The sequence below is a fragment of the Kitasatospora sp. NPDC018058 genome, from assembly GCF_044327205.1.
Lineage (GTDB): Bacteria > Actinomycetota > Actinomycetes > Streptomycetales > Streptomycetaceae > Kitasatospora.
Window position 1 is genome coordinate 122,186 of sequence record NZ_JBIRFA010000020.1, and the last position, 25,833, is coordinate 148,018.

Sequence of the window (25,833 nt, forward strand, 5' to 3'; positions counted from 1 at the left end):
ATACCAGGCCGGCGCCTCACCGGTCGACCCGCGCGCCACTACCCCTCGGTCGCCTCCTGGACCAGCATCACCTTCCGCAGCAGATCCGACAGCGTCCGCCGCTCCTCCTCGGTCAGCACGCCCAGCAGCCGGCGCTCCTCGCGGCCGACCACGTCCAGGGCCTCGTGCCAGGCGGCGCGCCCGGTCTCGGTCAGCACGATGTCGACCTTCCGGCGGTCCTCCGTCGAGGGGGTGCGGACGATGAAGCCGCGGCGCTCCAGGGTCTCCAGCCGGCCGGTGATCGAGGCGGGGGCGAGGTTGAGGTCGGCGCGCAGGTCGGAGGGGGCGGCGTGGCCGCCGCGGCCGGCCAGCACGTGGAGGGTGTCGAACTCGTGCTTGTGCAGGCCGAAGTCCGCGACGCCCTGTTCGCGGACCCGGCCGAGGTGGTGGGTGAGCCGGGACATCCGGGTGACGGAGGCCTCGATGTCCGGGTCGAGGTCGGAGAGCACCGGCAGCCAGCGTTCGACGTGGCCGTCCGACCAGTCGCGGGGCTGGGTCGGCTGCTGGGGAGGGTGCTCGGCCATGGGAGGAGTCTACAAACAGCCGAATCTGTCGGTGCCGAAATATTCGTTGCCTAAATTTCGATACCGAAATACAGTGCCGCGCATGCCCCAACACCCCCTGCGCCTGCGCGGCTTCCGCCTGCTCTTCCTCGGCCGGACGGTCTCCACCCTCGGCGACGCCGTCGTCCCCGCCGCCCTCGCCATCGCCATCACCCGCGCCACCGGCTCCTCCGGGGCGCTCGCCCTCGTCCTGGGCTGCGCGATGGTGCCGCGGTTGCTCCTGCTGCCCTTCGGCGGAGTGGTCGGCGACCGCGTCAACCCGCGCCTGGTCGCCCTCACCACCGACCTGCTGCGCGCCGCCACCCAGCTGCTGGTCGGCTTCGAACTCCTCGGCCACCGCCCCGGCCTCGGCCACATCGCGCTCGCCTCGGCGGCCGGCGGCATCGCCTCCGCCTTCGCCATGCCGACCACCTCGCCGCTGGTCAGGGCCACCGTCCCGGCCGAACACCGACTGCGCGCCAATGCCCTGCTCGGCTCCGCCACCAGCGCCGCCCGACTCGGCGGCCCGGCGCTCGCGGGCGTGCTGGTGTACACGGCAGGGCCCGGCTGGGCCTTCGTCCTGGACGGCGTCTCCTTCCTGCTGAGCGCCGCCCTGCTCACCCGGATCAGCGTCGCCCACACCCCCGCCGAATCGCGCTCGCTGCGCCGGGACCTCGCCGAGGGCTGGAGCGAGGTGCGCTCCCGGGACTGGTACTGGACCAGCCTGATCGCCCACGGCGTGTGGAACGGCGCGAGCGCCGTCGCACTCACCCTCGGCCCGCTGATCGCCGCCACCCGCCTGGGCGGGGACGGCGTCTGGGTGGCGATCACCCAGGCCGGGGCGGTCGGGCTGCTGCTGGGCTCGCTGATCGCCGGGCGGGTCCGGCCCCGGCGCCCGGTGCTGGCCGGCAACCTCGCCCTCGCCCTGTACGGACTGCCGCTGCTGGCACTCGCCGTACCGGCGCCCGCGCCGCTGACGGTGGCCGCGTACGGGGTGGCCATGGCCGGGCTGGGCTTCCTCAACCCGGTCTGGGAGACGGTGGTCCAACAGGACTTCCCGGCCCGGGTGCTGGCCCGGGTCACCTCCTACGACTGGCTGCTCTCGCTGGCCGCGGCGCCGCTCGGGTACGTGCTGGCGCCGCTGGCCGCCGACGCCTGGGGCAGCCGGGTGCCGCTGCTGGCCGCGGCCGCGCTGGTGACCGCGGTGTGCGCGGGCACGGCGGCGGTGCCGGGGGTGCGCCGCCTCGGCGCCGAACGGGAGGCCCGCGGACCGGCGGCCGCCGAGCGGCCACCGGTCCGGGTGGACTCCTGAACGCTTGAACTCCGGAACTCCCGGCAGTGGAAGGTCAGTTCCAGATGCCGGCGATGTCCGTGGCGTTCGCCGCGTTGCCCGCGTGGCCGCTCGCCCCGGAGAGGTCCTCCAGGGTGCGCAGCACGTTGTAGTGGTTGTAGGTGGTGGCCGAGCTGCTGCCCGGGATGACGTGGGCGCCGTAGACCACGGTCGGGATCCGGTTGCCGGACAGGCTGTTGTCCTCGTCGAAGGTGACGATCAGCAGGCTGTTGTGGCTCTGCGCCCAGGTGGCGTACGCCCCCAGGTTGTTCTTGATCCAGGTGTCACCGGTGCTGACCGAGCAGTCGTGCATGTCGCTGCACAGGTTCGGCACGACGAAGGAGACGCTCGGCAGGGTGGTGTAGTCGGTCGGGAACTGGGTGAAGGTCATGGCGGTGTTCAGCGGGACGTTGCCGAAGCCGAACCAGGGGTTGTGCTTCTGCGCGTACTTGCCGATGCTGCAGACCGTGCTGCCCTGGCCGGGCAGGGACTCGTTGTAGCTGGCCCAGGTCTTCCCGGCGGCGGCCACCTCGGAGGCCAGGTTCGGGGCCTGGAACCCGCCGACCGTCACGCAGCTGTCGTCGACCCGGCCCTGGGTGGAGCCGGAGAACAGGGCGTAGTAGTTCGGCTCGCTGGGGTGGGTGATGGCGTAGGACTGGGTGAGGTTGGCGCCGCCCGCCTTCAGGGTGTTGTTGATGTACGGCGCGCTGCTGCTGCCGATGATCTGGCTGTAGGCGTGGTTCTCCATCACGACGACGATGATGTGGTCGGGCGTGGGCAGCCCGGCCGCCTGCGCGGTGGTGGCGGTGGCCGCCCAGAGCCCGGCGGAGGCCGCGACCAGGGCGACGGCCAAGCCGATCGCGGTCGCGCTGCGGCGGGAGCGGCGGGGGGCGTCGTTCAGGGGCTTCGCGGACGAAGTCATGACAAATCCTCGGGTGGAGGGCGGCCCCGAAGGGCCGCCCGAACGGGAGGTGACGGACGGTCGGGCGCTCGCGAACGGCTCAGGCGTGTCTGACGATTCGCGGCGGATCGGCGCGCGGCGTTGGGGTGCGTGCATCGCAAGGCGGAGGATGGGGGCACCTCCCAGCCGCCGGGCTGGGGGAGCCTCGCGCGCCCGGCGGGAATCGTCAGGCACGCCTTAGTACGGGGTGCCGTTGACGAAGTCGGTGTTGAAGGTCGTCTCGATGGTGTTGAGCACCCCGGAGTCGGAGACGATCAGGCCGAGCTCGCGGTTGCTGTTCAGCGAGTTGTCGGAGAAGTTCTCCGAGCCGGCGAACACCTTGGCCGAGGGGGTGCCGTAGTCGGCGACGATGGCCTTGGCGTGGATGTACAGGCCGGTGGTCGAGGAGTAGGTGACGACCTTGGCGCCGGCCGTGGTGACCTGGTCGAAGTAGGAGCCGTACGAGCTCGGGTTCATGCCGACGACCCGCACGGTGACGCCGCGGTCGGCGGCGGCGGTGATCGCGTCCACCAGGGTCGGGTCGCCGAACTCCAGCTCCTGGACGTCGAGGGAGGTCTGCGCGCCGTTGATCAGCGCCAGCAGGCGGTCCTGCGAGTCGGTGGGCGACCAGACCAGGTTGTCGCCGTCCGAGGGAGTGATCGAGGTCTTGGCGTAGTCCGCGGCGAAAACCTGCTCGATCGCGGCGACGTCGTTGGCGTCGCTGTCGAAGACGCCGTAGTCGCGGCTGCTGGAGTAGTAGGTGGCGTCCAGGTTCCCGGTCAGGATCAGGGACTTGGCGCCGTCGACGGTGACGGTCTTCTGGTGGGTGTAGACGAACGCCGAGGAGGAGTACGTCACGCCCACGCCGGCCGCCTTCAGGGCGTTGTAGGCGGTGCCGTTGACCGAGGTGTGCGCACCGTCCAGGATCACTCGGACCTTGACGCCGGCGTGCTGACGGGCGATCAGGGCGTTGACGGCCGTGGTGTCGCGCAGCTCGTACATGGTGACGTCGACGGTCCTGGTGGCCGAGTTGATCAGGTTGTAGACCACGGTGTGGTCCTGGTCGGGGAAGACCACCGCGGTGTAGGTGCCGGTGGCGTGGGCGGTGCCGGTGGCGGATATCAGTCCGGCGCAGGCGAGCAGCAGGGCGCCGGCACGGCGCGCGAAGGTGGCCAGGGGCATGGGGACTCCATGGTCGGTGAGGGGAAGTCGCTCGGGGGAAGTCGCTGAGGGGGAGGCCGGTGCGGGGCGGCACCGGACGGCGAACGAAGCGCCCGAACAGCATGCGGGCGGGGCAGTCAACGCGGGTAGACGACGGCAGGTAAAACCTTGTCTCCGGATCGGGAAACGAACGGTGCGCCGGGCAAACCGGCCGACAACGGACGATGCGGTCAGCGCGGTTCACATTGCCACCGGCCGTCGGGACCGATGATGGTGATCTTCGAGCGGCATGATCAGACGCCGCGTCAGTTCACGAGAGAGCCGGAGAACATGGCGAAGACCAGCCTGCTGCGCCCCCTCGCGGTTGCCGCCGCCGCCGCCGTCCTGGCGGCGACCGGAAGCGTACCCGCCCTGGCCGCCGACGGTGACGGCGGCCAGCTGCCCGTCCCGGACACCGCCGGGGTGCTCAGCGCACTTCAGGCCACGATGCGCGCGGGCGCCCCGGGCGCCTTCGCGGTCATCCGGGACCACGACGAGGACGATCGGACCCGCTCGCTGTCCGTCGGCCAGGCCAACCTTGACGGGACCCCGATGAACTCCTCGTGGAGGTTCCGGGTCGGCAGCAACAGCAAGATGTTCGCGGCCGTTCTCGTGATGCAGCTGGCGGAGGAGGGCCGGATCGACCTCGACAAGCCGCTGCGCGCCTACCTGCCGACCGGCACCCTGCCGGAGAACTGGACCATGACGGGCCGCCAGGTGATGGAGCACCGGGCGGGCGTCTACGACCACACCAACGACCTGCTGGAGCAGGCCGGCGAGGAGACCACCAGCGCCTTCGAGGCCCGCATCCGCACCAAGGTCTACCCGCCGGCCGACCTGGTGGCGATGTCGGTCAAACACGGCCAGCAGTACACCCCGGGCAGCCGCTACTCCTACTCCAACACCGACTTCGTGCTGATGGGCATGGCGGTCGAGCACCTCACCGGCCGCCCCTACGCGGACGTGCTGCGCGAGCGGATCATCGAGCCGCTGGGCCTGGACAAGACCTCCTTCGTGGTCCCCGACCAGCGGATCGAGGGCGCCCACGTCACCGGCTACCTCACCAACGACGACCGCACCAAGCCGCTGCTGGACTCCACCGAGCAGACCGGCTCCTGGGTGTGGAGCGCGGGGGCGGTCATCTCCTCCGCCGGCGACCTCGACCGCTTCCTCACCGCGCTGATGGCGGGTAGCAACGGCGGCCTGGTCTCGGACGCCTCGCTGAAGCAGATGGAGGCCGTGCTGCCGACGCCGACCGCCAAGATCAGCTACGGGCTCGGGCTGCGCCGCATCTCGCTCTCCTGCGGGGACGTCTACGGGCACGGCGGCATCGTCCAGGGCTACCAGACCCAGTCATTCACCACGCCGGACGGGCAGCGCAGCGTGGTCGTGTTCGCCAACGCCTCCAACAACGGCGCGGTCACCCAGGGGCTGATGAACGCGCTGGAGCCGGCCTTCTGCGGGAAGAAGCCGGCGGCCGCGCCGCGTACGGCCTTCGCGCCGCAGGACGGGGACGACCAGGGCGTTCCGGTGGTGGAGGACACCTGGATCTGACGCCTCCGCCACCCCGGCCGGGACTCGCCACGGCTCGCCGCTGCTTGCTACGGCTCGCTACGGTGAGACCCGGCCGGAGCGGCTGCCGTCCGCGCTCAAATCGGTGAGCGCCTCGGTGAGGATCTCCCGGGCCTCGTCCGCCCGGCCCTGCTCGATCAGGGCGGTGCCCAGCTCGGTCAGCGTCTTGGTCATGCTGTCCGGGCGCCCGGTCGCCTCGTAGTGGTCGAGCGCCTGCCGGTAGGCCTTCTCGGCGGCCGGCCAGCGCTTCAACGCCGCGCGGTCCTGGCCGAGTTCGTGCGCCGTCAGGGCCGCCAGCAGGTGCATCAGGGGCGAGGACCAGCGTTCCACCAGCTCCAACGCGCCCGCCAGCGCGCGCCGGCGCGATTCCACCGCCTCCTCGGCCCGGCCGAGGTCGCGCAGGCAGGTCGCGGCGCCGCGCAGGGTCACCAGCCGACCGATCGCCGCGGCCCGGTTGTCCACGGCGGCGAAGGCGTCCGCCGCCCGCCGGTAGCTCTCGCTCGCCTCGTGGTGCCGATGCAACTGCCTCAGGCCGGAGGCGCGGTAGGTGAGCGCCCAGCCCTGCTGCTCGTGGTCGTCCAGACTGCGGGCCAACTCCATCGCCTCGCCCGCGAGTTCGATACCGCGCTGGTAGCGGTGCAGACAGGTGACGTACGTCCAGGCCAGGTGGTTCAGATGCACCGCCTCGGCCCGGCGGTCGCCGCTCGCCCGGGCGGCGTCCACCGAGAGCTGGAACACCTCGCCCCAGAGGTCCCAGCTCAGCAGCCGGTCGGAGAACCAGTGCATGGCCTCGGCGGTGTCGATCACCTCGCGGTGACGGCCGGTCCGCTGCGCCTCGTAGAGGGCCGCCAGCCACTCCGGCTGCTCCTCCTCCAGCCAGCGGGCGGCCTCGGTGAGCGGTACCTCGGTCGGGTCGTCGGCCGCCGCGCCGATCGCGTGGTCCGGGTCGAACCGCAGCCCGTGTGCCGCCGCCCTGCGCAGCAGCCGACGACCGGCCTCGCTACGGGCGTCGGCGACCTCCTCGGCCGTCTCGTCGGCGGCCAGCCGCTCCCCCGCGTACAGCCGTACCAGGTCGTGCAGGCGGTAGCGCTCCGCGGTGGCCGGCTGCACCAGTCCGGCATCGACCAGCTCCTCCAGGAGGAGTTCGGCGCGCACCGGCGGCAGGCCCGCGTAGGCGGCGAGGACGGCGGCCGTGAAGTCCGGCCCGGCGGTCAACGCGCAGCGGCGGAGCACGAGTCGGGACTCGGCGGGGAGCTTGCGGTAGGACAGCTCGAAGGCCGGGCGAACCGCCAGGTCGCCGGTCGCCAGCAGGTCCAACCGGCTCTCCTCTGCGGCGAGTTGACGCACCAGGTGAACCACCTGCTGCTGCGGTCGGGCGACCAGCCGCTGACCGGCTATCCGCAGCGCGAGCGGCAGGTATCCGCAGAGCCGGGCCAGGTCGGCGGCCGCGTCGGGCGCGGCCTCGATCCGCTCGCGCCCGGCGATCCGGGCCAGCAGGCCGACCGCCTCGGCCGGGGAGAGCACGCCCAGCCGCAGCCGGTGCACCGACTCCAGGCCGGGCAGGGCGGCCCGGCTGGTCACGATGGTCACGGCCGGCCCGGAGCCGGGCAGCAGCGGGCGCACCTGGCTCTCGTCGGCGGCGTCGTCCAGCACCAGCACGAGCCGGCGGTCGCGCACCAGGGCGCGGTAGAGGCCGGCTCGCTCCTCCGTCCCGGCGGGCACGGCGGCGTCGGCGACGCCGAGGGCGCGCAGCACCTGGCCGAGGGCCTCGCGGGCGGAGAGCGGGGTGGGGGCCATGCCGCCGAGGTCGAGGGAGAGTTGGCCGTCCGGGAAGCGCGGGGCGAGGGCGTGGGCGGCGTGCAGGGCGAAGGCGGTCTTGCCGAGTCCGGGCTGTCCGCTGACCAGCACCACCCGGGGGTGGGCGGGCTGTTCGTCGTCGGCGAGGGCGGCGAGGGCGGCGAGGGCCTCCTCGCGGGCGGTGAAGTCGGCGATGTCGCGCGGGAGGGCGAGGGCGGTGGGGGGCTCCGTCGGTGCTCCCGGTTCGGCGGGCCGGGCGGTGGGCGCTTGCGTCGATGCCTGCGCCGGTGCCCGGGTCACCGCCTGCGTCGCCGCCGGGGCCGCCGGCCGCCGGGTGCCGCGGGGGCGGCCGGACTGCGCGGCGCGGTCGAGGGCGGCCGCCTGCGCCTCGTCCAGCCGCAGGGCCGCGGCCAGTGCCCGGACGGTGCGCCGCTGCGGTCCGCGGGTACGGCCGCGCTCCATGTCCCCGAGGGCGCGCAGGCTGACCCCGGCTCCGGCGGCCAGCTCCTCCTGGGTCAGGCCCGCCTCGACCCGGTACCCGGCCAGCAGGCGGCAGAACTCGCCGCCCGTCCCCGTCCCCGTACTGCCCCCAGAGGTCATGCCCCGCCCGTCCCCGATCGCGCCGCGAATTACCGCAGTTCCGCCCGACGTTGCGCCGGCCGGACCTCCCCAGGCAGAAGTATGCCCCGAACCGGCATCCGCCCAGGGATGTACTCCTTGACCTGCGGTGACATCCGGTTCCGCCGGTGGCGGCGGCGCTCCGGCACACGCTGGAACCGCCGATAGTTCCGCCTGTGGCGAGCGACGGCCGCATCCTCAGCGCTCGCCCGCCGCTGGGGCGTGCCCGGCCATTCGCGCCCGGCGGGAATCGTCAGGCACGCCCTCGCTCCCGTTCCCGGCGTCTGGCCTCCTCGCCCTCGGCTCTGCGGCCGAGTTCGAACAGCAGGTCGGCGAGCAGACCGTGGGAGCGCGCCTCCACGGCGGCGTCGCCGACGCTCCGGGCGAGGGCGACCGCCAGTCGGGCGGAGGACAGAGCGGCTTCCCGACGGCCGAGGGCATGCAGTGCGCGGGCCCGGCTGTGGGCGGCGAGCACGGCCTCCGCACCGCCGGTGCGGGCGGTGGCGGTGCGGACCGCCTCGTCGGCGTGGGCGAGCGCCCGCTCAGGGGCACCGGCCAGCGCCAGGGCGTCGGCGAGGTCGGTGAGCGAACGGACCAGCAGGTGGTCGGCGGCCGGGGTGCGGGCGGCGGCCACCAGGTCGGTGAGGATGGGCACCGCCCGGTCGTGCCGCCCAGCCCGCAGCAGCGCGGCGGCCACCCGGCTGCGGCAGTGGTGGCGCAGCACCGCGTCCCCGGCCCGGTCGGCGGCCGCGACGGCCCGCTCCAGGTGCTCGACGGCGGTGCGGTGGGCCTCGCGGTCGATGTGCAGGACGGCGAGGTCGGTACCGAGCCGGGCGACGGCCGACTCGTCCCGGCCGGCGTGGGCGGCGCGCAGCCCGGCCTCGGCGACGGCCCGCCAGTGGGTCCGGTCGTGGCCGGTGGTCTCGTACAACAGGCCGATCCGGTGCGCGAGTTGCCAGGCGGCGACGGTACGTCCGTACTGCTCTGCGCAGACCACGACGGCCCTCAGCGCGCTCTCCTCGCGCCGGAACCAGGACGCCGCCCGGGTGCCGCCGCCGGGCGCCGAGCCCTCGGCCGTCCAGTCGGCGGTGAGCTCCAGGTAGTGGGCGATCAGCCGGTCGAGGGCGACGAACCGTTCCTCGCAGCCGAGTTCGGCGGCCTGCCGGGCGGCGTAGCGACGGACCAGCTCCCGGCGGGCGAAGCGGCCGGGGCTGACCTCCTCCAGCAGGTGGACGGTGTCGAGGGCGGCCAGCAGGGTGCGGGTGACGCCCCGCGGGAGGTCGGCGAGGGCGGCGGCGGTGGCGGTGTCGAGGACGGTGCCGGGGTGCAGGCCGAGCAGGGTGAACAGCCGGGCGGCGGCCCGCGGCAGCGTCCGGTAGGTCCGGTCCAGGGCGGCGGTGATGCCGGTCGGGCCGCGGCCGGTTCCGGTGCCCGCCAGGGCGTCCAGGCCGGTCTGCTCGTCGGCGAGTTCGGCGGCGAGGTCCTCCGCGGACCAGTCCGGGCGGGCGGCCAGCCGGGCGGCGGCCAGGCGCAGCGCGAGCGGCAGGTGGTCACAGCCCTCGGCGATCTCGGCGACGGCCTCCGGGTCGGCGGCGGGGCGGTCCGGGAACTCGGGGCCGAGGGTGCGGGCGAGCAGGGCGTGGGAGTCCTCGGCGGTCAGCGGGCCGAGCGGGAGCGGCAGGGCGTCCTCGTGGACCAGCAGCTCGCGCAGGCGGCCGCGGCTGGTGACCACGGCGACCGGACCGGCGCCGTCCGACGGGAAGGAGGGGCGGTCGGGCAGCAGCGGGGCGAGCTGACGGTACGAGGCGGCGTCGTCCAGCAGGATCACCATCCTGCGGTCGGCCAGGAGTTCGCGGTAACGGGCGGCGCGATCCTCCGGTTCGGCGGGAAGGGCGTCCGGGGCGAGGCCGAGGTCGGTGAGGAACCCGCCTAACACGTCGGCGGGTTGCCGCGGCCCGTCCGGGTCGAAGCCGCGCAGATCGGCGTACAGCACGCCGTCCGGGAAGCGCTGGGCCGCCCAGTGCCGGACCAGGGCGGTCTTGCCGACTCCGGCCGGGCCGGTGACCAGGATCGGTCGGCCGGTCCGGGCGGCGAGGGCCAGGGTCTCGTGCAGTCGGGCGAGTTCGGCGGCGCGGCCGACGAAGCGGCGGTCGGGCGGGGTCTGTCTCCGGGGGCTCGACCGGGCCGCCGTGCGCTCGTGCCACTCCCGGGCCTCGGCGCCGCGACCGGCCTGCTCCAGGCACTGGATCAGCCGGGCGGCCAGTATCCGCCGGGTCGGGTGTGCCGCGGCGGCCTCCGCCAGTTCGGCGGTCAACTCGCCGCCGCGACCGGCCCGCAGCAGTGCCTCGGCCAGCCGGTCCAGGGCGCGCAGCCGCAGGTCGGTCAGGTACGGGAGGGTGCGCTCGCGCAGCAGCTCGGATCCGCAGTCGGCCAGCGCCGGGCCGCGCCACAGGTCGAGGGCCGTCCGCAGCAGCGGCACGGCGGGGTCGTCCGGCTCGACCCGGGCGGCGGGCTCGGGCAGCAGCACCCCCGCCCGGTCGCAGAGCGAGCCGAAGCGCACCAGGTCCACCCGGTCCGCGTCCCCTTCCAGGACGTACCCGCCCCCTCGGGTACCGAGTGCGAGCCGGGGGTCGTCCAACAGCTGCCGCAGCGCCGCCACGTGCCCCTGCAGCGCCGCCCTGGCGGTGGGCGGGGCGACACCGGCCCAGACCAGCTCGATCAGCTGCTCGGCGCTCACCGGCTGGTTCAGCCGTACGGCCAGCGCGCTCAGCAGCGCCCGCCGCTTCGGGGCCGAGGGCGTGACCTCCGTGCCGTCGGCTCGCCGAACCGTCATCGGCCCGAGCAGCCAGATGTCCATCGTCCCCTCCCCCGTTCCGACCTGCCCCTTTCGCCCCGGGGCCTGCCCACCCATCGTAGGAAGGTACGACGGACCGGAGCCGATTGGTTCACGTGACCGACATCGCCGCGGCCACCGATGCCCGCACGGAGGCAACCATCGCGCGCCTCTTCGGGCTCTGTACCGGTGGAGGCCCTGCCGGCGGTGAGCGTTCGAGTGCGTTCAGGACACGGACGCGCACTACACTGCGCCACCCCGAGGGCCGGCTTCGGGATAGGTCGGGTGCGGCCTGGTGGATGGTGGGGGTACTGGTGCGGATTCGGCTCCTCGGGCCGGTGGAGCTGCGGGTCGGGGCGGACGGCTTCGCCACGCTGGCGGGGCCGCAGCGGCGGGCGATCCTGGCGTTGCTGGCACTGCGGCTGGGGCGGCTGGTCACCGTGGACCAGTTCTGCGAGCTGCTGTGGGGGGACCGCCCGCCGGCCAGCTCACGGGCGGCGGTGCAGGGGCATGTCGCCGCGCTGCGCAAGGTGCTCGCCGACACGCCGTTCGAGCTGCACACCCGGGCGTCCGGCTACCTGCTGACCGGGCCGGCCGAGGAGGTGGACGCGCTGCGCTCCGAGGCGCTGATCGGGCGGGCCGAGGAACAGGCGGGCCACGGCGACGACACCCAGGCGATCGCGCTGCTGGAGGAGGCCCTGCGGCTGTGGCGCGGCGAGGCCCTGACCGACCTGCCCGACACCCCGCTGCGGGCCGCCGCGGTGGACCACCTGAAGCAGTCCAGCACCGCCGCCCTGCTCCGCTGGGCCGGACTGCGGCTGCACCAGGGCACCGGCGCGGCGGCGGTGGCGGTGCTGGAGCAGAACGTCCGACGGGACGGGCTGCGCGAGGAGCTGGTGGCGCTGCTGATGCGCTGTCTGCACCAGGCCGGACGGCCCGCGGACGCGCTGAACGCCTACCACCAGGCCCGGCTGCGGCTGGACCGCGAGCTGGGCATCCACCCCGGGCCCGCACTGCGGGCGGCACTGGCCGAGGTCCTGGCGGACGACCGGCCGCCGGCCGCCGCCCAGCCGGTGGTGCGGGTCCCGCGGCAACTCCCCCGGCAGCGCGTCGAGCTGGTCGGACGGGCGGCCGAGCTGGCCTGGCTGGACCGCGCCTGCGCCGCCGACCGGCCCTCCGACGGCCCGGCGCTGGTGGTCGGCCCGGCCGGGGTCGGCAAGAGCGCGCTGGTCACCGCCTGGGCCCACCGGGCCGCCGACCGCTTCCCCGACGGCCGGCTCTACGCCGACCTGCGCGGCCTCGACCCGGGCGGCCCCGCCGACCCCGCGGCCGTCCTCGGCCACTTCCTGCGCGCCCTCGGCGTGCCCGACGGCGACATCCCCGGCACCCTGGCCGACCGGGCCGCGCTCTACCGCGAACGGACCCGGGACCGGCGCCTGCTGGTGGTCCTGGACGACGCCGCCGGCGCCGACCAGCTCACCGACCTGCTGCCCGGGGGGCCGGACTGCGCCGCCGTGGTCACCAGCCGCGGCTCACTGGAGGAACTGGTCGCCACCGACGCCGCCACCCTGCTGCGTCTGACCGCACTGCCCGAGGACGACGCCCTGCGGCTGCTGGAACAGCTGCTGGCCCCCGAACGGCTGCGCGCCGAGCCGGCGGAGGCCGCGCGGCTCGCCCGCCTCTGCGAGCACCTGCCGCTCGCCCTGCGGCTCGCCGCCGCCCGGCTGGCCACCCACCCGACCTGGTCGGTCGCGGAGTTGGCCGACGAACTGGCCGACGAGGACACCCGGTTGGCCGGCCTGGACATCGACGACAGCACCGGCATCCGGCCGCAGCTGACACTGACGCTTCGCCACCTGACCGATGAGGCGGTGGAACTCCTCACCCTGCTCGCCGCCCACCCCGGCCGGGAGGTGGACACCCTCGCGAGTGCCGCGCTGCTCGGCACCGACACCGCCACCGCCCACCGGGCGCTCGGTGAACTGGCCTCCCACCACCTGCTCACCGGCACCGCCCCCGGCCGCTACCACCGCACCGACCTGGTCCGGCTGTTCGGCGTCGAGCTGTTCGCCGCCCGGCCCGAGGAATGCAAGCAGCAGGCCCGTGAGCGCCTGCTGGACTACTACCAGGCCGCCCTTGAGCACTGCGGCAGCTACCTCGACCCCGGTCAGGAGGACACCGACCGGCAGGAGGACGCCGCCGGACGGGGGGACGCCGCCGGCCCCGCCCGCCCGCGGTACGCCGTGCCGTCCGCCGCCGGCATCCGCGCCGCGCTCGACTGGTTCCGCGCGGAGGAGCCCGCGATCCGGGTGCTCGTCGACGGCGCCGCCGTCGCCGCCCCCGACCGCGCCTGGCGGCTCGCGCTGACCACCGGATCGCTCTACTACGGTGCCAGCCGCTTCACCGACTGGCTGGCCCGCGCCGACGTCGGCCTGGCCGCGGCCGAGCGGTGCGGCGACCCCGTCGCGGCGGCCTTCCTGCACAACTGCCGGGCGCAGGCGCTCGTCGCGCTCGAACGCCGCCGGGAGTCCGCCGAGGCGGCGCGCAGGGCGGTGGCCGCCGCCGAGTCCGGCTCGGCCGAGGGGCCCGCGGCCGCCTCGGCACACGTCCGGGCGCTCGCCACCCTCGGGCTGGTCACCGCGATGCTGGGCGACTCCGCCGAGGCCCGGCGGCTGGCCGCCGACGCGACGGCGCTCGCCGTCGAGTCCGGCAACCGCAAGCGACTGGTCGACGCCCTGGTGCACCAGGGCTGGGTCAGTCTGGCCACCGGCGATCCGGAGGCCGCGCAGCGCCGCTCCCGGGAGGCCAGGGAGCTGCTGCCGCCCCTGCCGGTCACCCAGGTCCACCTGTGGTCGCTGCTGACCGAGGCCCAGGCCCTGTCACCGGCCGTCCGGGACACGGCCGCCGACCTCGCCTGGCACCGGCTGCTCGCCGCCTGTGAGGAGGCGGGCCTGCTCTATCTGCACGCCGTCGCCGAACAGTCCTACGCCACCCACCTGTTGGCGCGCGGGCGCGGACCGGCGGTCCGGGAGCGGCTGTGCTCGGCGCTCGACCGCTTCCGCCGCCTCGAACACCTCGCGGGCTTCAGCAGCGAGTTCACCGCCGCCCTGGAGTCGTCGCTCAGCCTGCGGGGTGACCGGCTGGAGTTCACGGCCTGACCGGCGGGCGGTCCGCGGGCTCCCCGGCCCGCGGACCGCCCGTCGCGACGTCACGGGCTGACCGGCGCGTACCCGTGCTCCGCCGCGAGCACCGGCCGCAGCGCCCGGACCGCGTAGAAGTTCCGGGACTTGACCGTCCCCGGCGGCACCCCCAGCTTGGCCGAGGCCTCCTGCACCGAGCGGTCCTTCAGGTGCAGCTCGACCAGCACCTCCCGGTGGTGCTTCTGCACCCGCCGCAGCGCCAGGGCGATGTCCCGGGCGACCACCACCTGCTCGTACGGGTCCTCGGCCACCGGATGGTCCTCCAGGGGCTCCCCGATCGCCTCGGGCGCGCGGGAGGCGGCCATCCGGTAGTGGTCGATCGCGATCCGCCGGGCGACGGTGAACAGCCAGGGCCGGCTGCCCTCGGGGCCGTTCCTCATCGCCTCCGGGTGCTGCCAGGCCCGCAGCAGGGTCTCCTGCAGGATGTCCTCGGCCTTGCCGCGGTCGCCCCCGGTGATCCGGAGCAGGGAGCGCAGGATGTAGCCGCCGTGCAGCCGGTGGATCTCGGCGACGAACTCCGGGGCGAGGGTCGGGCGGGCCGTGCCCGGCCCGGGTGTCGCCGGCGCGGGGTCCGGTGCGTCCGCTGTGTCTGCGATGGCCGGTGTGACGACGAACGGCTGGGGGCCGGGGGCGGGCTGGGCAACGGACGGCTTCGACACGCGCTACCTCTCAGGTCGGGCAAGGGCACGGCTGGGAGCCCGCCATCGGTTCTCGGCGGCTCCTCACAGCAGGCTGCCGGGCGCTGCCAAGGACCCGCCAACGATCCGCCAACGTCCCGGTCCGAGCGCCGTCCGACCGCCGGCCTCAGCCCCGGTTGAGCTCCCGGACCAGGTCCTGCACCCCGTCCTCGCCCCGGTGCTCGATCAGCACCGCGACCCAGTGCGCCAGCCGCCGGCGTTCGGCCGCCGACCAGCGCGGCGCCGACGGGTGCTCGTCCACCACCAGCGCCGCCGCCAGCTCCAGCAGCTCGGGCGCGGGCTCCGGCCCCGGCCGACCCGCCGGCAGCACGTACAGGGCCAGTCGCCGGGCGACGGCGGTCACTTCGGCCACCGACCCCTCCGGCACGGCCAGCGCGGGCGTACCCGGCAGGCTCGGCGCCTCCTCGCGCACCAGGGCCGCGATGAACGCGCGCGCCTCCGACCGGTCCGCTTCCATCCCCGTTCCTCCCCGTCCCGTCCCGTTCAACGGCCTCTGCGCCGACAGCGGTTCAGCCGTTCCCGGCCTGGCGCCAGGGGGCTTCCGTGCCGCGACTCTAGCCAACCGCCCGGCACGCCGACGGCCGGTCGGGGCAGGTGCCCCCCGACCGGCCGTCCGCGCTCGACAGGAGTTACTTCTTCACCTGCCCCGGCGGGGTCTGGTAGGGGTGGTGGTGGGTGGAGCCGACGTGCAGCTCCTCGTCCGGCTTGCCCGCGAGCTTGGGCAGCACATGGGTGCCGAACGGGTCGGTGACCGTCACGGCGGTGCCGTTGCGGTGCACCTCGTGCGGCGAGCCGATCGCGTACGAGGCGAGCGCGATCCCGGTGCTCGGGGTCGGGCCGGCGGTGGTGGCGGTGCCGAAGGCCGCGGAGGCCAGGGTCAGGCCGGTCGGCGCGGCGCCGAGGGTGGTGTAGCCGGACTGCTCGCCGCCGTAGACCGTGCCGAAGGCGGCGCCGCCGGTCACGGTGGTGCCGGTGGGCACGGTGACCGGGACGGTGGTGCCGGCCGGGCCCTGGACGGTGACCGCGCCGCCCTGGATGTAGCCGCTGACGGTGCCGGCGGTCAGGGTCTGCTGCCAGGCGGTCTGCTGCTGCAGCGTCGTCCCCGCGTCGGTGAGGGTCTGGTTGACCACCGGGGTGTCCGGGGTGAACCAGCCGCGGTAGGTGGAGAGGATGCCGGTCAGGGTCTGCAGGGCGAGCCGGTCGTCGGTCAGGTTCGACTGGTGCATGAAGAACGGGCGCGGGTCGTTGCCGAGCACGTACCCGAGGGTGATCTTCTCCTGCAGCGGCAGGACGTAGTCCGCCCAGCCGGTGTTGAGGTCCAGCGGCGTGATGCAGGTCGTGGTGGTGGGGTTGGCCTCGCAGTTGCCGCTGCCGCCGTTGGCCTTCGAGGTGTAGAGCCAGTTGTACTCGCTCACCTCGTCGGACTGGGTGGAGACGTTGTAGAAGACGTTGACCGGGTGGCGCGGCACGCCGAGCGCCGAGGCGATCTGCCGCTGGCCGCTCTCCCGGGAGGCGTCCACGCCGAGCCACTGGATGTTGTTCTGGCTGAGCACGGCGAGGAAGTTCGGGTTGTCGTTGGGCTGTTGCGGCAGCATCACGGTGCCGGAGTGCTCACCGGCCACCAACTCGCCCGGCCGGAACGGCAGTCCGTTGGCCTGGCCGAACTGGATGTTCTGCTGGATCTGGCTGTCGACGGTCGCCTGGTCGACGTACTGGATCGCGCCGGTGGAGTCGGTCTGGCACTTCCACGGGATCACCGTGAAGTTCTGCACGCAGCCCAGGAAGGGGTGTTGGTAGGTGTGGTTGAGCCACCAGAAGCTGTTCTTGTTCGCCAGCAGGGCGGTGGTCAGCGAGTCGGTGCCGCCGCTCGCCGACGCGTAGTCCAGGCTGGGGCCGCCGTTGAACAGGAAGTCCAGGGTGTAGTTGTTCTGCTGCTGCCAGGCGACGGTGGCGGTGACGTCCGCCGGCGTCATCCGGATCGGCGTGGTCGCGAGCACGCTGCCGACGCAGTCGCCCTCGCCCGGGGTGCAGTGACCGCTCTGACTCCACCGGGAGTTGGCGTTGAACAGGTCGTCGATGTGGGCCGAGAAGTAGTTGCGCCAGTAGCCCAGGTGGACGCCCTTGGTGACCCAGTCCACGATGCCGTGCGCCAGCAGCCGGTACTGCTGCTGGTAGTAGTTGTAGGCGAAGGTCAGCACCAACTGCTCGCGCCCGCCCGAGGTGTAGATCCCGGCGAGGGTGCCCTGGGTGGTGGTACCGGGCACCGTCTCGGTCAGGTACGGCTCGAAGTGCGAGCCGGTGGCCGGGTTGTCGGGCAGCGGGGTGGTCAGGTAGCCGTACGAGCCGTTGCCGCCGGGGGCGCCCTCGAAGGCCACCGGGCCGTTCAGGTAGCGGAAGGCGCCCGCCCGGGCGGAGGCCGTCGCGGTGGCGGTGGTGCCGTCCAGCGAGCCGGACCAGCTCGGCGCGTTCAGGCCGGTGTTGGCGCCGGGCCAGACGTAGGCGTCCACCTGCCGCACCTGGTAGCCCTGCTCGTAGCCGGCCAGCGCGCTCAGCTCGGCGGCGGAGAGCTGGGACGGGGCGTCGCTGGGCAGCACGACGCCCTCGAAGTGGCCGTGCGGGGTGCCGTCGGCCAGGGTGTCGGCCAGGAAGCCGGCGGTGATCGTGGCGCGGCTGGTGCTGGTGAGGTCGATGACGGTGGTCGGCACGCCCTCGGCGGCCAGCTGCTGCCGGATCCCCTCGACCCAGGGGTTGCCGTCGGTGACCACCAGGACGTTCAGGTCCACCCGCGAGGTCGCGGCCGAGGCCGGGACGACGGTGGCCAACCCGATCACCGCGGTGGCGACGGCCAGCGCGACGGCGGGGAGAAAGCGGAAGGCCCTCACGCGAAGGCCCCCTGCGGTATTACCGGCATAACGGTGATTCGACTCATGGAAGCCGATCATGCCCGGCCTGATCGGGCACGCGCAGCAGGCTGGGAACAAGGTTTACCAAGGCTGGGGAAGCACCGGAGGAAAGGCCCGGTCAGAATGTGTACCCGTCAATGTGCGGCGGATTGACGGTATTTGATGACGCCCTGACCGAACGGCCGCGACCAGCGCTTTCGCGCTCCAGAACGGCGCCGGCCGAGGATTCTGGCGGGCGCCTGACAATGTTCCCGGCCGCGCGGATTTCGCGGCCGTCCACGCACGGCCGGAATACCGGTCAGGGCAATTTCCGGCGCCGGGTGCGCCGCTCACCGGAGCCGCTCCGGCCCGGCGTGGGCGTTCAACCGGGCCCGGACGGCGTCGGCGTCCCGGTGTTGCAGGTCTTCGAGGATGGCGAGGCCCTGGAGCCAGGAGGCTCGGGCGGCCGCGACGTCCCCGAGGGCGACGTGGGTGTCGCCGATGTGGGTGTGGATGTCGGCCTGGAGGAAGTAGTCGCCGACCGCCTGACGCAGCCGCAGCGACTCGTGGTAGGCGGGGAGCGCCTCGTGGTACTCGCCGAGGTGGTGGTGGATGAAGCCGATGCTGTCCCAGATCGAGGACTGGCCGGGGAGGTTCCCGGCGTCCTGGGCCAGCGCCAGTGCGCGGCGGCAGTACGGGAGCGCCTCCCTGAGCTCGCCCTGCTGCGCCAGGTACCAGCCGATGCTGTTGAGCGCGAGGGCCTGCCCGGAGGGGTCGCCCATGGCCCGGAACAGCTCCAGCGCCCGACGGGACTCGGCCACCGCCTCGACGTTGGCATGTTCCTCGCCGTGGGCGATGGCGAGGTCCAGCTGGGTCCTGCCCTGACGCGGCCGGTCCCCGAGCGCGTCGAACAGGTCGAGGGCCAGGCGCAGTTCGCGCTGGGCCTGGGGTTGGCGGCCCTGGGAGCGGTGCACCTGGCCGAGCCAGCGGTGGGCGTGGGCCTGCCGGCCGAGGTCCCCGGTGCGCTCGGCGGCGGCCAGCGCGGTCTCGCTCGCCCGCTGCCACTGCTGCCACAGCCCGGACTTGAGCAGGTAGGCCACCTGCGCGCCGACGAGCTGCCAGGCGTGGACGTCGGCTCCCGTCCGGTGCGCCAGGTCGACGATCCGCTCCAGCGCCGGCTGCTCCTCCCGGTACCAGTCGAGCGCCTGCCGACGGTCGGTGAGGTCCTCGGGTGCCACCCCGACGGCCGGTTCCGCGAGGTCGAGCGACTGCCAGGAGGCGTCGTCGGCGTAGGCGAGGCAGCCGGCCCGGTGCGCGGTGTGGAGGTAGTGGTCGAACATCCGCACCATCGCCTCGGCCTGCCCCCGTGGCGGCTCCAGGGCCTCCGCCTGCTCGGCGGCGTACGCCCGCAGCAGGTCGTGGAAGGTGTACCGGCCCCGCTCCGGCGCGGCGATCAGATGGGCGCGGTGCAGGTCCTCCAGCAGAGCGCGGGTCTCGGACAGCGGCAGGCCCGCGAGGCTCGCGGCCGCCGCCGCGCTGACGAACGGGCCCGGGTGCAGGCCGAGCAGCCGGAACAGCCGGGCGGCCTGCGGAGCCAGCGCGCGGTAGGACCAGGAGAGCACCACCCGGACGTCGGCGTGGCTGTCGCCGGCCGACAGGAGGTCCAGGCGCACGCGGGAGTCACGCAGTTCGCGCGCCCACACGTCGAGCGGGGTGCCGGGGTGGTCGGCCGCCCGCGCGGCGGCGATGTTCAGGGCCAGCGGCAGCCGGGCGCACAGCTCGGCCAGCTCGTCGACCGCCTCCTGCTGCTCCTCGACGGGCCCGCGACCCAGGCGGCGGGCGAGCAGGTCGCGCGCCTCCGCTCGGGAGAGCACGTCCAGGGTCAGCGGGACGGCGCCGTCCAGGGCGACCAGCCCGGGCAGCCGGTTCCTGCTGGTGACCACGACCAGGCAGGTGTTCGAGCCCGGCAGCAGCGGGCGGACCTGTTCCGCCTCGCGGGCGTTGTCCAGGACGATCAGCGTCCGGGTGCCGGCCAGCCGGCTGCGCAGGAGCGCGAGCCGCCCGTCCGGGTCGGCGGGCACACGGAGGGCCGGAACGCCCAGCGCGTCCAGGAAGCCGCGCGCCACCTCGGAGGCGTCGACCGGGTCCCTCGCGGGGTCGAACCCGCGCAGGTTGGCGAAGAGCTGGCCGTCGGGGTAGCGGTCGGCTACCCGGTGGGCGAAGTGCACGGCCAACGTGGTCTTGCCCACGCCCGCGGTGCCGGCGATCGCCGAGATCACGACCGCTCCGCAACCGGGCGTCACGTCGTCCAGCAGCTCGTCGAGCACCTTGAGCTCACGGGCGCGACCGGTGAAGTGCCGGACGGCCATGGGCAGCTGCTGCGGACCGGTCGGCCCGGCCGGGCCGGACGGCACGGCGGGAGGGAGCGCCGGGGAGACGACGGCACCGCCTCCGGGCGCCGGGGCCTCCCCGGAAGCGTCCGCCGAGCGCTGCGCGTCCGTGTCCCGGGCCGCCGTCAGCCACCGGGTACGGGTGTCCGGATCGACACCGAGGGCCTCGGCGAGCCGGACCACCGAGGACATCCGCGGCCGGCGCCCACCCGCCTCCAGGGCGCTGATCGATCGCGCCGACACCCCCGAGCGCTCCGCGAGCTCGTCCTGGCTCCACCCCGCCGCCAGGCGTCGCTCCCGCAACAGCGCGGCGAAAACAGCAGCCCCCACACATCCCCCCGGATCCCCTGCGAACCGTGCCGTCGCCCCACCCGTCCGACCCCGGATCGCGAATGAGCGTAGCGGGCGACAGGCCCAAGTGTCAGGTCAATGTCAGATCGACGTCATGGTCGACCCGCCGCGCTGCCGCGAGGATGAGCACCGAACGGATCCGTCCGAGGAGGAACGCATGAACGCCGGCAGGGTTGCTTCGCGTCCGACCAGAGGTCCGGTTGCATCGACGTGAGCAACTGATCCACCGGACCGACGGACGGTGCCGGGGCACCGCCCGTCCGCCGGTCCGCGAGCCGCGCAAGGGGTGTACCGCAGCTTGCGGACCGTCACCATTCAGCGCGCATCACCCAGCGCGACACCAGTCAGCGCGGCATCGCCGCGAGGGCCGCGCGGGCGACCTTCACGGCCTCCGCCTCGCAGTCCGCCGCCGGGTGCTCCTTGCCGCCCAGGCCGACGAACAGGCTCAGATTGCCGTCGCGGACGGCCAGCGAGCACCCCTCCCCGTTCCCCGGCGAGTCCCAGTACGCCTCCTCGCCGATCCCGGGCCTGTCGTCGCGCCGTTTGCCCTTGGCCGCGGAGGCGAAGTCCTTGCGCTGCTTCTGCGTGGCGTTGTCGCTGCTGCCGGCACTGCGCTGCAACTCCCACTGGACGGCGGCGGACGGCGTCTGATCCGAGTAACGCTGCCCGGCGACGACGGTCGAGCCGTACCAGAAGCAATTGGTCCGGGCGAAGGTGGACTGCTCCAGGTAGCCGTCGGCGTCCTGCTTGCGTTCCGAGGACGGCAGCGGCAGTCGCGCGGCGGCCTCCGCGCAGACCGGCGCCTTGAGGTACTTGTCCGGTACCGCCGGGCCGTTCGGGTCGCGCAGCAGCAGGTAGGTCGGGCGCGCCGCGGAGTTCTTGGCCAGGCACGCGGCCACGAGCGGGCGGGTCTCGGCGGGGACCCCGCCGGAACCTGGCCCGGAACCCGGCGTCGGCGGCGAACCGTTCATGCACCTGCTTGACCGCCACCAGCCGCCCGTCCGGTCCGGCCCCCAGCAGCACCCGGCCCATCCCACCCCGGCCGATCTCGGCGAGGACGCGGTACGGGCCCACCTGCACCGGCTCGTACGGCCCCAGCGTTTCCACGTGTACATGCCCCTGCCCCTGCGTGCGAACAGATGATACAGACGGGGCGTTCGAGCCCGCCCGGACGCATGGGCGCCCCAGGGATTCACGAAGCGTCAGGGCCGCGCCCGGCCGACCAGGCCCTCACCGAGGCGGCGGGCTTCCGGCCGCTGCGCCGCGAGCTGATGCTCCGGGCCGGCCCGGCCCTGCCCCGCTGACCGGCGGCGTCGGTGCCCGACGGCATACTCGCGCCGTACCGAACGGGCGTCGCCGACCCCACCACTCCCCCTCCGTGCCGATACAACCCGCACAACCCGACCACAACTGAGTGCACCCTTCCGAAAGTTGTCCAGTGGGGCGGACGCGCTTGTTGCCCACATCACGTTCGGAGTTCGGGCAGGGGTTCACCAAGAGCAGGTAATGTTTCGGCGTCGGCACGACGAGTACGACGTCGGGAGTCCAGTGGTGATACGGCGGGTCGCAGCAGCAGCGGTTCTGCTGACCTTTGCCGCGTTCATGCTGCTCATGCCCACCAAAGCCGCGTCGGCCGCCTCGCGCCCGGTGTGCGCGATGGCACTCGAGAAGGAGGCCGAGCAGCGCAAACCGCGCGGCTCGCTCTCGGATCCGGAAGAGGCCGACACCTCGACCCGCCAGAACACGGCGGCCGCACCGGTCCTGGCCCCGCGCCGGTCCCAGCTGATCGACGAACCGACCCCCGCCGGCGAGGCCCCGGACGTCACGGCGACGGTCCCGGAAGCCGAGACCCCGGCCGGTGCGGCCCATCCACGCAGAGCGAGAGAGGCCTGGAGCCCGGCCTCCGCGCTCACCCCCGACGCCACCACCCTGCAGACGTTCCGCTGCTGACAGGCGGCGTGCGGCACCCACGTTCCCACGTCGGGCGTGCGCCGCACGCACTCTTCGCGTCCCTGTACCGCTCCCCGCCGAGCCTCCCCGCTCGGCCCGGTGAGCACACGAAGAGTCACGAGGCCGATTTCATGCAGACCCTCATCGAGCACGCCCGCACCTTCCCCACCGCGCTCTCCGAGCGGCGGGAGGAGTTCGCCCGTCTGGCCAACGGCCAGCGGCCGCAAGCCCTGTTCATCTCCTGCTCCGACTCCCGGGTGATCCCGTCGATGTTCACCGGGGCCCGCCCCGGGGACCTCTTCGAACTGCGGACCGCGGGCAACATCGTCCCCCGCTACCGTGCCCAGACCGGCGCCTGCGGCGTCGCCGGCTCCGTGGAGTTCGCCGTCCAGGCCCTCGGCGTCCCCGACATCGTGGTGTGCGGCCACTCGCACTGCGGCGCCGTCCAGGGCCTGATGCGCCGGCAGCGGGTCGCCGAGATGCCCCTGGTGGGACGCTGGCTGGCCGGGGCCGGGCACCAGCCCGGCCCGGACGAGACCGCGGAGCCCCCGGCCCCGCGCGAGGACCTGGTCGCCGTCACCCAGCAGCACGTACTGACCCAGATCGACCACCTGCGCAGCTACCCGTTCGTCGCCCGACGCCTGGCGGTCGGCCGACTGCGACTGCACGCCTGGTACTACACGGTCGAGACCGGCGAGGTGCAGGCCTGGACGCCGGCCAGCGGCGTGTTCCGGCCGTTGTAGACCCCACCGGGCTCCGCACGCTCCACGAACCGGCACCCACCGTGCCCGTGCACGGCGGGTGCCCCCTCCACGACGTTCCCTCCCTCGAACAGAGAACGCCCATGACTTCCTCCTTCTCCACGCTGCGCTCCGCGCTGCGCACCGACTTCACGTCCTCCCTCGTCGTCTTCCTGGTCGCCCTGCCGCTGTGCGTGGGCGTCGCCGTCGCCTCCGATGTCCCGGCCGAACTCGGCCTGATCACCGGCATCGTCGGCGGGCTGATCACCGGCCTGCTGCCCGGCAGCAGCCTCCAGGTCAGCGGTCCGGCCGCAGGCCTGACCGTGCTCGTCCTCACCCTGGTGCAGGACTACGGACTGACCGCCCTCGGCGTGGTCGTCCTGGCCTGCGGCCTGCTGCAACTCGCCCTCGGCGCGCTCAAGTTGGGCCGCTTCTTCCGCGCGATCTCGCTTTCCGTCGTGCACGGCATGCTGGCCGGCATCGGGCTCGTCCTGGTCGCCGGGCAGATCTACGCGCTCGCCGACGGCAAGGCGCCCGGCGCCGGACTGTCCAGCCTCGCCGGGCTGCCCCGGCTCGCCCTCGACGTCGTCCGGTCCGGTCCGGCGCTCACCGCCGTCGGCATCGGCGCCGCCACCGTCCTGATCATGGTGCTGTGGAAGAGGCTGCCGGGCCGCGCCCAACTGCTGCCCGGTCCGCTCGTCGCGGTCGGCGCTGCGACCGCCGCCACCGTCATCTTCGACCTGCCGGTCAAGCGGGTGCAGGTCAGGGGCCTGCTGGAGGCCATCCAGCCGCCCGGCGGGGCGGACTTCGCCCGGCTGAGCGAGGTCGGCCTGCTGGCCACCATCGTCGCCTTCACCCTGATCGCCTCCGCGGAGTCCCTGTTCAGCGCCGCCGCCGTGGACCGGCTGCACGACGGACCGAAGACGGACTACGACAAGGAACTGATGGCCCAGGGCGCCGGCAACACCGTGTGCGGGCTGCTCGGCGCGCTACCGATGACCGCGGTGATCGTCCGCAGCGCCGCCAACGTCCAGGCCGGCGCCCGGACCAAGGTCTCACGGGTGCTGCACGGCTTCTGGCTGCTGCTGTTCGCCGCACTGCTCCCGGCCGTGCTCGGCGTGATCCCCACGGCCGCGCTGGCGGGCGTGCTGGTCCACGCCGGGTTCAAGCTGCTGCCGACCAAGGAGCTCCGGCCGCTGTGGCGCGAACACCGCGGCGAGGCCGTCGTGTTGGTGGTCACCGCCGGCGCGATCCTGGTCACCAACATGTTCGAGGGTGTGCTGATCGGCCTCGCCATGGCGGTGGTCAAGGCCGCCTGGGAGACCTCGCAGGTCCACATCGAGGTCGAGGACCGGGGCGAGGGCCTGGTACGGGTCCGGATCTTCGGCAACGCCACCTTCCTGCGCCTGCCCCGCATCCTCGACGCCCTGGAGCAGCTGCCCACCGACCGGCCGATCGAACTCAACCTGGCCGGACTGCGCCACCTCGATCACGCCTGCATGAGCGCCCTGCAGATCTGGTCCGACCAGCACAACGCCCTTACCGTCCAACCCGACCGGACGGCCGTGACCGCCTGACCCCGACCCCCGACCGAGCCCCATGGGGCGGCACCCCGTCCACCCCATGGGGCTCGGTCCCGGTCCTCGCAGCCGTCTCAGGAGGTCGGGGTGGTGGTGACGGTCGGGGTGGTGGTGACGGTCGGGGGTGCGGGGAGGCTGAGGGCGCTGGCGCGCGCGGCCGGGTCGGCGACCACGGGGGTGCAGCCGTCGCCGCCCTTCTGGTGGCCGCAGACGCGCAGGGTGGTGTCGCCCGGGCTGGCGTCGACCATCACCGAGTAGTTGTCGTAGCCCCAGTGGATCAGGGCGGTCTCCTGCCAGCCGGTGTTGGTGGTGATGGTGGCGCTGTCCCCCGGGGAGCCGTCGGTGATCCCGGCCCAGGCGGCCCGACACCGCGGGCTGTAGTGGACGTACAGGACGACCTGGCCGACGTTGCCCTTCAGCAGGGTGTGGTCGTCGGTCTCGCACCCCATCGCCTGGGGGTCCTTGCCCGCGCAGCCGACGCCCTGGCAGAGCGGGGCGGGCTCGGTAGCCGTAGCGGCCGGCACCGTCGCCGCGACCGCGGCGCCGTCACCCCGGGGGTCGCGCAACCACAGGCCCGCGACCAGGACAAGCACGGCGGCGACGGCGGCGGCCACGGCGGCGGCGACCCGTGCCGTGGGGATGCCGGTCGACAGCTCGGGTACCGGTGCGCGCTCCTCCGCTTCGACCGGTAGCGCGGGCGCCTCCGCGGGAAGCCCGGGCACCGGAACAGGCACGGGCACGGAATCGGGCACGGGAACGGGAACGGGCACGGGAACGGGAACGGGCACGGGAACGGGAACGGGCACGGGCGCGGGCACGGGCACGGATTCCGGAGCGCTCTCTTCCCGCGCGGCCTCGGCCTGCCGCAGCAGGTCGGTCAACAGCTCGGCGTCGCACTCCACCGCCGCGATCAGCCCGGCTAACGCTTGCGGGGTGATCAACCGCTTCCCGTTCAGCCACCGTTCCCAGGAGGCCTTGCTGAGGTAGGTCCGCTTGCCGAGCTCGGCGAGCGAGATCCGATGCGTGTCCTTCACCGCGCGCAGCTCTTCGGCCAACCGCCGGGCGGATTCCGATAGATCGTCAGGAAGTGGCTTCCAGGGCTGGCTCATCGCGGTCCCCTCTGACAGGTCGACAGAAGACATGAACTGATCACTTTTCAGATGATCAGTTT

Annotated in this window: 17 protein-coding genes; 6 read left to right on the forward strand and 11 right to left on the reverse strand. The window is 73.8% G+C overall.

Annotated elements, in window-relative coordinates:
* Window positions 1–38: 38 nt before the first annotated feature.
* Window positions 39–563 (reverse strand): MarR family winged helix-turn-helix transcriptional regulator, encoded by a 525-nt coding sequence (locus ACH4E7_RS27265; RefSeq protein WP_396251683.1) that lies wholly within the window; start codon window positions 561–563, stop codon window positions 39–41.
* 82 nt (window positions 564–645) lie between these two features.
* Between ACH4E7_RS27265 and ACH4E7_RS27270 the strand changes: the two genes are divergently transcribed.
* Entirely contained in the window at window positions 646–1,893 is a 1,248-nt protein-coding gene (locus tag ACH4E7_RS27270; RefSeq protein WP_396251684.1) for an MFS transporter, read from the forward strand.
* Window positions 1,894–1,927: 34 nt separating this feature from the next.
* On the opposite strand, the gene ACH4E7_RS27275 is transcribed toward ACH4E7_RS27270, so the two are convergent.
* Window positions 1,928–2,833 carry an alkaline phosphatase family protein gene (locus tag ACH4E7_RS27275; protein WP_396251685.1) on the reverse strand — a complete coding sequence of 302 codons (906 nt, stop codon included), beginning with the start codon at window positions 2,831–2,833 and terminating at the stop codon, window positions 1,928–1,930.
* Between the two features lie 216 nt (window positions 2,834–3,049).
* Entirely contained in the window at window positions 3,050–4,033 is a 984-nt protein-coding gene (locus tag ACH4E7_RS27280) for a phosphatidylserine/phosphatidylglycerophosphate/cardiolipin synthase family protein (RefSeq protein WP_396251686.1), read from the reverse strand.
* Between the two features lie 309 nt (window positions 4,034–4,342).
* Between ACH4E7_RS27280 and ACH4E7_RS27285 the strand changes: the two genes are divergently transcribed.
* Window positions 4,343–5,605: a serine hydrolase domain-containing protein gene (locus ACH4E7_RS27285; RefSeq protein WP_396251687.1), complete on the forward strand. Its 1,263-nt coding sequence runs from the start codon at window positions 4,343–4,345 to the stop codon at window positions 5,603–5,605.
* Window positions 5,606–5,662: 57 nt separating this feature from the next.
* Here ACH4E7_RS27285 and ACH4E7_RS27290 read toward each other — a convergent pair whose 3' ends face one another.
* Both ACH4E7_RS27290 and ACH4E7_RS27295 read right to left on the reverse strand, forming a co-directional pair.
* A complete protein-coding gene (locus ACH4E7_RS27290; RefSeq protein WP_396251688.1) occupies window positions 5,663–8,020 on the reverse strand; it encodes an ATP-binding protein in 2,358 nt (785 codons plus the stop codon).
* A gap of 271 nt (window positions 8,021–8,291) precedes the next feature.
* The gene (locus ACH4E7_RS27295; protein WP_396251689.1) at window positions 8,292–10,895 is read right to left on the reverse strand and encodes a BTAD domain-containing putative transcriptional regulator; all 2,604 of its coding nucleotides are present in this window, start codon (window positions 10,893–10,895) and stop codon (window positions 8,292–8,294) included.
* Window positions 10,896–11,185: 290 nt separating this feature from the next.
* On the opposite strand from ACH4E7_RS27295, the gene ACH4E7_RS27300 reads away from it, so the two are divergent.
* Window positions 11,186–14,029, forward strand: a complete 2,844-nt coding sequence (locus ACH4E7_RS27300) for a BTAD domain-containing putative transcriptional regulator (protein ID WP_396251690.1) — start codon at window positions 11,186–11,188, stop codon at window positions 14,027–14,029.
* 50 nt (window positions 14,030–14,079) lie between these two features.
* Here ACH4E7_RS27300 and ACH4E7_RS27305 read toward each other — a convergent pair whose 3' ends face one another.
* The 5 genes from ACH4E7_RS27305 to ACH4E7_RS27325 all read right to left on the reverse strand — a co-directional run bounded on the left by ACH4E7_RS27305 (window position 14,080) and on the right by ACH4E7_RS27325 (window position 21,291).
* Window positions 14,080–14,730, reverse strand: a complete 651-nt coding sequence (locus ACH4E7_RS27305; RefSeq protein WP_396251691.1) for a sigma-70 family RNA polymerase sigma factor — start codon at window positions 14,728–14,730, stop codon at window positions 14,080–14,082.
* 145 nt (window positions 14,731–14,875) lie between these two features.
* Complete coding sequence (locus ACH4E7_RS27310) at window positions 14,876–15,226, reverse strand: hypothetical protein (RefSeq protein WP_396251692.1); 351 nt, start codon at window positions 15,224–15,226, stop codon at window positions 14,876–14,878.
* A 172-nt stretch (window positions 15,227–15,398) separates the two neighbouring features.
* Entirely contained in the window at window positions 15,399–17,651 is a 2,253-nt protein-coding gene (locus ACH4E7_RS27315) for a hypothetical protein (protein WP_396251693.1), read from the reverse strand.
* Between the two features lie 350 nt (window positions 17,652–18,001).
* On the reverse strand, window positions 18,002–20,371 hold the full coding sequence (locus ACH4E7_RS27320; protein ID WP_396251694.1) for an ATP-binding protein: 2,370 nt from the start codon (window positions 20,369–20,371) through the stop codon (window positions 18,002–18,004).
* A 365-nt stretch (window positions 20,372–20,736) separates the two neighbouring features.
* Window positions 20,737–21,291 (reverse strand): hypothetical protein, encoded by a 555-nt coding sequence (locus ACH4E7_RS27325; RefSeq protein WP_396251695.1) that lies wholly within the window; start codon window positions 21,289–21,291, stop codon window positions 20,737–20,739.
* 757 nt (window positions 21,292–22,048) lie between these two features.
* Here ACH4E7_RS27325 and ACH4E7_RS27330 point away from each other — a divergent pair.
* The 3 genes from ACH4E7_RS27330 to ACH4E7_RS27340 all read left to right on the forward strand — a co-directional run bounded on the left by ACH4E7_RS27330 (window position 22,049) and on the right by ACH4E7_RS27340 (window position 24,659).
* Window positions 22,049–22,342, forward strand: a complete 294-nt coding sequence (locus tag ACH4E7_RS27330; RefSeq protein WP_396251696.1) for a hypothetical protein — start codon at window positions 22,049–22,051, stop codon at window positions 22,340–22,342.
* Window positions 22,343–22,473: 131 nt separating this feature from the next.
* The gene (locus ACH4E7_RS27335) at window positions 22,474–23,085 is read left to right on the forward strand and encodes a carbonic anhydrase (RefSeq protein ID WP_396251697.1); all 612 of its coding nucleotides are present in this window, start codon (window positions 22,474–22,476) and stop codon (window positions 23,083–23,085) included.
* 101 nt (window positions 23,086–23,186) lie between these two features.
* On the forward strand, window positions 23,187–24,659 hold the full coding sequence (locus ACH4E7_RS27340; protein WP_396251698.1) for a SulP family inorganic anion transporter: 1,473 nt from the start codon (window positions 23,187–23,189) through the stop codon (window positions 24,657–24,659).
* A gap of 77 nt (window positions 24,660–24,736) precedes the next feature.
* Here the strand turns inward: ACH4E7_RS27340 and ACH4E7_RS27345 are convergent, their stop codons facing one another.
* Complete coding sequence (locus ACH4E7_RS27345; protein ID WP_396251699.1) at window positions 24,737–25,804, reverse strand: DUF2690 domain-containing protein; 1,068 nt, start codon at window positions 25,802–25,804, stop codon at window positions 24,737–24,739.
* Between the last annotated feature and the right edge of the window lie 29 nt (window positions 25,805–25,833).